Source organism: Okeania sp. SIO2B9 (assembly GCF_010672505.1).
Classification (GTDB): Bacteria; Cyanobacteriota; Cyanobacteriia; order Cyanobacteriales; family Microcoleaceae; genus Okeania; species Okeania hirsuta.
On sequence record NZ_JAAHGK010000159.1, the window covers coordinates 1 to 8,456 of the forward strand.

General features: G+C 37.4%; 9 protein-coding genes. 4 read left to right on the forward strand and 5 right to left on the reverse strand.

Features of this window, described 5'->3' with window-relative positions; translation table 11 throughout:
* Nucleotides 1-412: 412 nt before the first annotated feature.
* Nucleotides 413-649: a hypothetical protein gene (locus F6K13_RS08125; protein WP_287287173.1), complete on the reverse strand. Its 237-nt coding sequence runs from the start codon at nt 647-649 to the stop codon at nt 413-415.
* Nucleotides 650-682: 33 nt separating this feature from the next.
* On the reverse strand, nt 683-2,014 hold the full coding sequence (locus F6K13_RS08130; protein WP_124146424.1) for a lipopolysaccharide assembly protein LapB: 1,332 nt from the start codon (nt 2,012-2,014) through the stop codon (nt 683-685).
* A 923-nt stretch (nt 2,015-2,937) separates the two neighbouring features.
* On the opposite strand from F6K13_RS08130, the gene F6K13_RS08135 reads away from it, so the two are divergent.
* Nucleotides 2,938-3,189 carry a MoaD/ThiS family protein gene (locus F6K13_RS08135; protein ID WP_124146425.1) on the forward strand — a complete coding sequence of 84 codons (252 nt, stop codon included), beginning with the start codon at nt 2,938-2,940 and terminating at the stop codon, nt 3,187-3,189.
* 576 nt (nt 3,190-3,765) lie between these two features.
* Here F6K13_RS08135 and F6K13_RS08140 read toward each other — a convergent pair.
* Nucleotides 3,766-3,915, reverse strand: a complete 150-nt coding sequence (locus F6K13_RS08140; protein WP_161564647.1) for a hypothetical protein — start codon at nt 3,913-3,915, stop codon at nt 3,766-3,768.
* A 59-nt stretch (nt 3,916-3,974) separates the two neighbouring features.
* Between F6K13_RS08140 and thrC the strand changes: the two genes are divergently transcribed.
* The 3 genes from thrC (at nt 3,975) to psb35 (ending at nt 6,306) form a co-directional block, all read left to right on the forward strand.
* Nucleotides 3,975-5,288 (forward strand): threonine synthase, encoded by a 1,314-nt coding sequence (gene thrC, locus F6K13_RS08145; protein ID WP_124146426.1) that lies wholly within the window; start codon nt 3,975-3,977, stop codon nt 5,286-5,288.
* A gap of 262 nt (nt 5,289-5,550) precedes the next feature.
* Complete coding sequence (locus F6K13_RS08150; RefSeq protein WP_124146427.1) at nt 5,551-5,826, forward strand: MoaD/ThiS family protein; 276 nt, start codon at nt 5,551-5,553, stop codon at nt 5,824-5,826.
* A gap of 312 nt (nt 5,827-6,138) precedes the next feature.
* On the forward strand, nt 6,139-6,306 hold the full coding sequence (gene psb35 / locus F6K13_RS08155; protein WP_192901174.1) for a photosystem II assembly protein Psb35: 168 nt from the start codon (nt 6,139-6,141) through the stop codon (nt 6,304-6,306).
* A gap of 223 nt (nt 6,307-6,529) precedes the next feature.
* Here psb35 and F6K13_RS08160 read toward each other — a convergent pair whose 3' ends face one another.
* Nucleotides 6,530-7,291 carry a DUF2993 domain-containing protein gene (locus tag F6K13_RS08160; protein ID WP_124146428.1) on the reverse strand — a complete coding sequence of 254 codons (762 nt, stop codon included), beginning with the start codon at nt 7,289-7,291 and terminating at the stop codon, nt 6,530-6,532.
* Between the two features lie 242 nt (nt 7,292-7,533).
* Nucleotides 7,534-8,154 (reverse strand): pentapeptide repeat-containing protein, encoded by a 621-nt coding sequence (locus F6K13_RS08165; RefSeq protein WP_124146429.1) that lies wholly within the window; start codon nt 8,152-8,154, stop codon nt 7,534-7,536.
* Nucleotides 8,155-8,456 lie beyond the last annotated feature (302 nt).

The following is an 8,456-nucleotide window of genomic DNA, read 5'->3' on the forward strand; positions in this document are numbered from 1 at the left end:
TCTTAATAGACATCTCCAAGAATCAAAAATCAATATCTATATCCCAAAGAAATTATCAATTCTTTACCCCTACAGCAAAGCTGCCTACTGTCTACTCCCTATGGGTGGAGTAGATATCTAATTATCATTACATTTAAGCAACGCCGAAATTTTGGCATTGCACAGTGACGAATGATATCAAATCCGCTCGGGTTCGGTATAAAAAAAATTTTCATCTTCATCCAAGAGCAAATGTTTCGCGCATTCTCTTCCCTCCTGAGGAGGTCCTCCTGACTCGGTCCTCCTAGATTAACTATCTAATTACACCGATGTTACCGGATTTGATATGATTTGAGATTTTTGATGAACAAGATTTTGGATTAATCAATTGCTATAATAATTAATATTAGGTTTTTTTTAGTCAAAGTCTAAACTATTTTTTGGCAATATCATTCCATAATGTGCAACCCCGAAATTTTGGTGGTGGTGCATTGTAATAGTCGTCCATTGTAATTATTGTTGTTACGAGACCGCAGTGGGAGCATCTTGATCCCGTGCCAAACATTGCTTGTTTATATCTACCATTACTACGCAGAACTACCGAAATTTTTATTAGCTGAAAGTATGATTTTCTAGAATTGTATTGGTTGATAAACTTAACTCTTACCAACAATTTCACGGTATCGTTCCATTTTTAGTTAAATCACAGATTTTTATTTTTATTTAATTTATCAAGCTTTTGTAGAAAATAACTTTCTCGATATCCCCCCAATTGTCTAGATAATTCTAACCCTCTTTGAAAAGATGAAATTGCTAAAGGAAAAGCCTTTAACTGTGCATAAACTTGACCCATACGGTCATAAGTTTCCATCATCCCATAAACATTAACAAACTGTTGATCCATCAATAATTGCACTTTATATATTTCAATTGCTGCCTCTTTTTCATCCTGAGAAAGATAGAGTGCTGCCAATTTTTCTAAAGCATCACTAGCACTTATAAACTGTTGAATTGATTGAGCAATATCATAAGCTTCCTGATAGTATTGACTGGCAAGACTAAGTTTACCGAGTTCCTCATAATCTCCAGCAATAGATATTTTTATATCCGGAATTTCTGTGATAGTTTCTTGACCTTCGTAAAAATTGACCAATCTTTCTTTAGCTGTAATTGCTTGTAGAGGTTTTCCCGCTTGATTATAAATGAAAGCTAATTTTTCGATAGTATCTACTTTTTCAAAATTAGTAGTTAAAGCAGGATCTGTTGTTTCTTCATTAGTAGATGTTGCTGAGTTACTCTGCTGCTGAACCTCCAATAATTCTTCATAGGCGATCGCTGCATTATCATAATCTAACCAATTCAAATATATTTCCCCCATAGCTGTCAAAGCTTGTTTCAGGGTAGCAATATCCTCTCGCTCTCTTGCTTCAACAATAACTTGTTGATAAACTTGAACTGCTGGATCTTTTGCTCTAACAGTATTAAATGCAGAACCTAATGCTTGCAACAATTCTATATTCACTGGTTCTTGTTCTTGAATCTCTGGTTGTATGGTTTCCAGTCGTTTTGTAATCCACTGCACTTGTAATTTTTGACTATTATTCCATGCTATTTCCGCCACTCGTTCCAAAGCTGCTAACTCTTCTGCTTGACCCAGATAACGTCGCAAACGAAGTTCTCTATTCCAGGTATCAAAAGCTTTAGTTGTTTCTCCCGCCGCGAATAATGCTGAAGCTTCAGCGTTAAGTCGGTCGAGTTCTTGAGAAAGTTCTTCTCGTTTGTCCCCGGTAACGGTTCCTGTAGTAGGGGGTTCTGGTAAGAGTGGGTCTGGTTCAGTGCTTTCTAAAGGGTTAGGGGAAAATTTATTGGGAGATTCTAATTCTTGTTCTGCATCTGTTTGACGTTGAGAGATAATATTTACAGCATTTTTTCTGACGGTATATTCGGAAAATTCAGGAGTTTTTGCTAAACAATAGCTTGAAAAGTAGAGGTAAAAACAACTGCTAGTGAGAACTAAGTTTTGAATTTTGAGCATTTTAATTAGATGGTTAACTTTGATAATAATTTTAGGTCTTATGTGAGGCTGAACATAATTATTAAATGTGGAATAGGCATCTTGCCTGTTTCTGTTCCGTTCCGCCCCTACAGATTGTGTGTAATTTCGTATTTTGCGTAAGTCCTGTCTAATTAAAATATTATCTTTTTCTTTTGGGTTTTATACTCCACCGTCACCCGCAGTGTTTACTCCTAACTCCTGTGAAATCATACATTCAACAACGCCCCTATTTAAAATAATAAATTATCAATCATTCTCATCCTCAGAAGCTCTCGAAAAAATTGCCAGGAAAATTGTTGCATTCAAACAAAAATTCTGATATTCTGAAGATTATAAAATGTATAAGGGTTTGTTCGCCCCTGCGTATGACTTTTTATTCAACGCAAAAAATAAAGAAGCTGATTCCCCTTTAAAAGCTCTCGAAAAAAATGCCAGGGAAATTGTTGCATTCAAACAAAAACTCTGATATTTTGAAGATTATAAAATGTATAAGGGGCTGTTCGCCCCTGCGTATGACTTTTTATTCAACGCAAAAAATAAAGAAGCTGATTCCCCTTTAAAAGCTCTCGAAAAAAATGCCAGGGAAATTGTTGCATTCAAACAAAAACTCTGATATTTTGAAGATTATAAAATGTATAAGGGGCTGTTCGTCCCTGCGCATGATTTTTTATTCAACGCAAAAAAATCAATGAAAATAGAAGTTTATCAAAAAAATATGGGTTTAAAACCCCGCCTTTTAAGGCGCAATATTTTTGGAGCCTTGCTCAAATCCCCGTTACAAAAATAACTTCACTTCTGACTTCTGACTTATGACTTCTGACTTCGTTAATCGCCTCTTCCCATAATATGACCAAAAAATTAGGTTTCAAGCCTCTCTATTGCAGGAAGTACTGATAACTGAAATGACCATCACCCTCAAACTATTCGCAGCCTACCAAGAAGCCTATGGAGTCTCCGAACTCCAACTCACCCTTTCCCCAGGAACTACCGCCTCCCAACTTTTAGAACAGATCGTCACTCAACACCCCGAACTAGAGCAGTGGCGAAAAGTAACCAAATTTGGTATTAACTTCAACTTTGCTCCACCCGAAACCGTCCTTCAAGACGGCGATGAAGTAGTCCTCATTCCTCCAGTTAGTGGTGGCCTTAACTAGCTATCAGCATTTTCCGTACCGGAATGCTCCGCAAACAGCTATCAGCATTTTCCATACCGGAATGCTTTGCAAACAGCACTCAGCTTTCAAGACCCTAAAAGCTTGAGTTGAAATTCCCGACTTCTATAGAAGCCTTCTTCTTTACAATTTTAGAATTTAGATATTTTTTTTAGAAAATATAATTTCTTTGGTATATGGTATTAAACCACTTACCTCTAGAAACTTTTTCACTATAAAATGCTACATTTATTAAAATAAATCCAATAACATGATTCACATTTAATACTAAGTTAAATAGAAAAAATGTGACACAAAAAAAATAAATTTATCCTGAAAATCAGTAAAATTGACAACCAAAATATTAATCAATTTGAACAAAATAGTTATCAAAATAATCGGGTCTAAAACCCCGCCTTTTAAGGTGAAATATTTTTGGATCCTTGCTCAAATCCCCCTTAAAAAAATAACTTCTGTACGTCGCCAATGGGGCGACTCCCCTATCTGACTTCTGACTTCGTTAAGCAAGTCACTAACTTTAAGCTTAATTCTAAACAACTAAGCCATTTATACTACCGCTCAAATCGCTACATTAAAATTAACTACTAAATTAGTAAAATTACTTACCAAAACAGAAAATCTATCTGTTGCAATTAATAATGGAAAAAATAGAATAAAATTAATCCCGACTATTTTTGTCTGGTATGGTTGACGGTGATTTTTACCCATGCTAGTATTTCAAAAAGTGCAGAAGAATAGTTCTTAGTTAGAAGTAGGGAGTAAAGACCATGACCCAGGCTACAAATACCGATAGTCAAATCCACAGTCAAAATACAGCAATAGAAACACTCAAGTGCAAAGAATGTGGTGAAGAATACCCACTAGAAGCCAAACATATATGCGAAGACGTATGCTTTGGCCCCCTAGAAGTAAAGTACGACTATGAAAAGCTCAGTCAAACAGTCAGTCGGGCAACAATCGAAGCAGGTCCTAACTCTATATGGCGTTATCGTCAATTCCTACCAGTAAAAACAGATAATGTAATAGACGTAGGAACAGGTATGACCCCCCTACTAAAATCAGAACGTTTAGCCCGTCGCCTGGGTCTAAAAAATCTCTACATCAAAAATGACGCTGTAAATATGCCTACCCTCAGTTTCAAAGATAGGGTAGTATCAGTGGCCTTAAGTCGGGCCAGAGAATTAGGTTTCTCCACAGTATCCTGCGCAAGTACAGGCAACCTAGCAAACTCCACCGCAGCGATCGCAGCCAAAGCAGGATTAGAGTGTTGTGTATTTATCCCCGCCGACCTAGAAGCAGGCAAAATTCTCGGCACCCTAATTTACAATCCAACAGTTATGGCAGTTAAAGGTAACTACGACCAAGTAAACCGCCTCTGTTGCGAAGTTGCCAATACCTACGGTTGGGGATTTGTAAATATTAACCTCCGTCCCTACTACTCAGAAGGTTCAAAAACTCTAGGCTTTGAAGTCGCCGAACAACTAGGATGGCAACTACCAGACCATATAGTTGCTCCCATAGCCTCCGGTTCCCTCTACACAAAAATTTACAAAGGATTCCAAGAGTTTGTTAAAGTAGGTTTAGTAGAAGATAAAGCAGTTCGTTTTAGTGGAGCGCAAGCTGAAGGTTGTTCTCCAGTAGCTCAAGCATTCAAAGAAGGTCGTGATTTTATCACCCCAGTTAAACCTAATACTATTGCCAAATCAATCGCAATCGGCAACCCCGCAGATGGTATCTACGCATTAGAAGTAGCTCGCAAAACAAACGGTAATATCGAATCTGTCACGGATGCTGAAGTTATTGAAGGTATGAAGTTATTGGCAGAAACAGAAGGAATTTTCACCGAAACAGCAGGTGGTACAACTATTGCGGTCTTGAAAAAATTAGCAGAAGCAGGCAAAATCGATCCAGAAGAAACTACTGTTGCTTACATTACAGGTAACGGCTTAAAGACACAAGAAGCAGTACAAGGTTATATCGGCGAACCTTTAACAATAGATGCAAAGTTAGACAGTTTCGAGCGAGCTTGGGAACGTGCTCAAACATTAGAGCGTCTTGATTGGGAGCAAGTTTTGGTTTAAGCAACTTTACCTCAAAAATTCCTAAAGACAGCAGATTCGGTGGTATCTGAAGTAAAGATACTAACAGTTAAATGTTCCTAGTGCGGGTATCTTGTCCGCGATGAATATACCTCAGCAAGGTTAAATCTGGTGTATCTTCCAGGCAGTAATAGTGGGTTAGGAAAAATAATTTTTTTCTTAAAAATTGACAGTTTTTCTTAGCCCACCATTAGAATAAAAATTTGCAAAGACGTTTTAGTTATATCAATAACATTACTCAACTATGGCAGTTACAGTTTTAATTCCTACTCCCTTACAAAAGTTCACCAAGAGTAAAGCAAAAATTGAATGTGGCGGTGGCAATATTTCCGAACTAATAGATTCTCTAGAAGCAAACTTTCCTGGCATTAAAAAAAGTCTCTGTGATGACCAAGGAGAACCCCGAAGATTTTTAAACTTCTACGTCAACAGCGAAGATATCCGATTTTTAGAGGGAACAAAAACATCTCTACAAGATGGAGATGAAGTTAGTATTGTTCCTGCTGTTGCTGGTGGTTAAATAGGTGTGATGAAACTAGTAATACGGCTTACACTAAGCTCCACGATTACAACCGCAAAAAAATCTATCAAATTCAGATTCTAGATTGTTTCTTACTTTGACCGATAAATTTTGGTCTGAATCTTCCTCTTTTAAGAGGATAAAAAAAAGAATATTCCGTATTTCAAGTCTCTTGATTCAGCTAAAGGTACTGATAACTGTTAACTTATGACTGAAATGACCCCGCCTAGCAATAATGATTGATTTTATTTAAACTCAATCCAGGCCGTGAGATAATATTTCTAAATTATAGAAATAATTTGGAGATTTAATATGGTCCAGGGTAATATATGGATTCCAATTGCAGTAGTTGTAGTAGGCTTTGTTGCTGCTATTACTATAGGTTCAATTGCTTGGTATAATTCTAAGCGTCCACCTGGTTGGGAAGATGCACAACGTCCAGACTATGTTCCTAAAGTTAATGATGATAAAGATAGCTAAAAGCATAACAGTTTACTGAACATTAGAAGCTACTCTAACTAGGTAGAGATTATGTTTTAGAGTAGCTTTTATCTGACCTGAGTATTATCTCATTTGTGATATTGTTTGAGAAATAATCCAGAATTGTCAAGGAAGTTGTATACTTTTAGTCAATTCCTGCTTGATTATCAATCTCACTCCATCAATTTTGATCTTGCATTAAATGGATTTTAAAGATTAACAACTATTTATTCTTCATCCCACTAGGAAACTGTTCAATCTTAGCTATACCATAGAACGTGATGTCATCTCTTCCTACCCTTAGTCGGTCTACTCTTAGTTGAGTATTTTCTAAAGCAAATTTATCTAAATCTAGTAAATTATTTACATGGTCTATGAGAGATTTACCTAAATCTACTGACTCTCGATCGCCATTATATTTAACATTAACAAATTTGATTTTACGTCTATTTTCCACTTCAATGTTAGCAGTGAAATCAACATCTATAGGTTGATTTGGATTTCCTACCCCGATTTGAGTTTTAAGTCTGAGGGCTCGCTCTTCAGTGATGGTCATTTGAGTATTTTGGAAATGTAGGGATTGTCCCTGATATTTGAGCCTTTGCAGTTTCTCTATCACAAATGGTGTATTGAAAGAGGTAGTCAAGTCAGACTCAGTTAATACAGTCCTCAGAGTGGCCTGAATCGGCTGCCTTAATTTGACTTTACCAGTAAAAATTGCACTAAAGTCTATTGATACAGCTTGCAGGTAAAGCTCCATAACTTCAATCCGAAGGCCATTGTACATCCGCATTCCTTTGCCAATGAAATCAAACCCATCCAGACTACCCTGTAAAAGTTTGGCCACTGGCTCGGCACGGACATTGGCTTCGACTTTATCAGAGCTTTTAAACAGAGCTGCTATTGCCGCTCCTGCTGCCTTGCTCACTAGGCGATCGCCACTTTGATTTTGCATTGGTACATTGGTCAACAACGCAGTCACCATAATTTTTCAATGTTTGCCTTCATTGATATCCTAGCAGTTTGATAAAGAATTGTAAAGTTTACTTGTACTTATGTACTTAATAAGCATTATTTTGCATCTACTGAAGACATAGCCTACTGGACTGACATAGGGGGATGGGTCGGGTTCATCTCAATTTAATGTTGAGCAATTAATTTAACGCCGAACCCGCCCCTACTATTGCAAAATTTTAGATGTGTCAATCCACTAGGCAAATAAAACTTTTAGGAATAGACTGAATCAAGGGGTGTACCTTGTAGACAAGCATCGGTGAATATAGCCCCATTGAAGTCAGCTTGATCGACAATAGCGCAGAGCAAATTAGCCCGTTGTAAATTTGTGCCCCGGAGTATGGCCCCAGTAAAATTAGCTTCTTCTAAATCTGCTTGGGATAAATCTGCACCAGCTAAATTAGCACTACTAAATTCTGCCTGAAATAAAATAGTTCTAGTGAAATTCACACCTCGTAGGTCAGCACCACGAAAATCAGCCCCACTCAAGTCCAAATTATTCAGTACAGCTCCATTTAAGAAAGCACCTGCAAAGCTAGCTCCTCTAACTTGGGCATCCATAAAAATAGCACCCCGTAGATCAGCATTACGAAAGTCTGCCCCTCTCAAATCAGCACCAGTGAAGTCAGCTCCACGCAGGTTAGCTCTCAATTGTGCTTTCTGTAGATTAGCTCCAGCAAAATTAACTCCAACCAAGTTAGCTTGGTAGAAGTCTGCTTCTGAAAGTTGGGTTCCTGCTAAATCTGCACCAGGGAGATTAGCACTCGCTAAAAGTTTGATTTTGCCAACTCGAATGGCCGAAATATCTAGGGATGTTGATTGATTCATATACATAAAAATTGGTCTTAGGTGTTAGGTCTTAGGTATTAGGGTGAAAAAAGAATGCTTTTGTGAGGTGAAACTTCAATTATTAAGTAATTAACACAGGCACAATGATATTTTTGATAATGAGCACGCCACTAGCGTATTAATTATTCTGATGTTTACTTCTCCCCCACTCCCCTACTCCATCATATCAAATCCGGTAGCATCGGTATAAAAAAATTAAACCTGATAAATTAAGGGATGAATAGTAAGAGTTGGGCGATCGCCATGCCGAGATTGTTAAAGCTAGAACCACACAAAAGTATCGAAGA

Bases quoted from the DNA above. Each gene is read 5' to 3' on its own strand.
- F6K13_RS08140 (WP_161564647.1), bottom strand. From the start codon at position 3,915: ATGGGTAAAAATCACCGTCAACCATACCAGACAAAAATAGTCGGGATT.
- F6K13_RS08165 (WP_124146429.1), bottom strand. From the start codon at position 8,154: ATGTATATGAATCAATCAACATCCCTAGATATTTCGGCCATTCGAGTT.
- psb35 (WP_192901174.1), top strand. From the start codon at position 6,139: ATGGTCCAGGGTAATATATGGATTCCAATTGCAGTAGTTGTAGTAGGC.
- thrC (WP_124146426.1), top strand. From the start codon at position 3,975: ATGACCCAGGCTACAAATACCGATAGTCAAATCCACAGTCAAAATACA.
- F6K13_RS08135 (WP_124146425.1), top strand. From the start codon at position 2,938: ATGACCATCACCCTCAAACTATTCGCAGCCTACCAAGAAGCCTATGGA.
- F6K13_RS08130 (WP_124146424.1), bottom strand. From the start codon at position 2,014: ATGCTCAAAATTCAAAACTTAGTTCTCACTAGCAGTTGTTTTTACCTC.
- F6K13_RS08150 (WP_124146427.1), top strand. From the start codon at position 5,551: ATGGCAGTTACAGTTTTAATTCCTACTCCCTTACAAAAGTTCACCAAG.
- F6K13_RS08160 (WP_124146428.1), bottom strand. From the start codon at position 7,291: ATGGTGACTGCGTTGTTGACCAATGTACCAATGCAAAATCAAAGTGGC.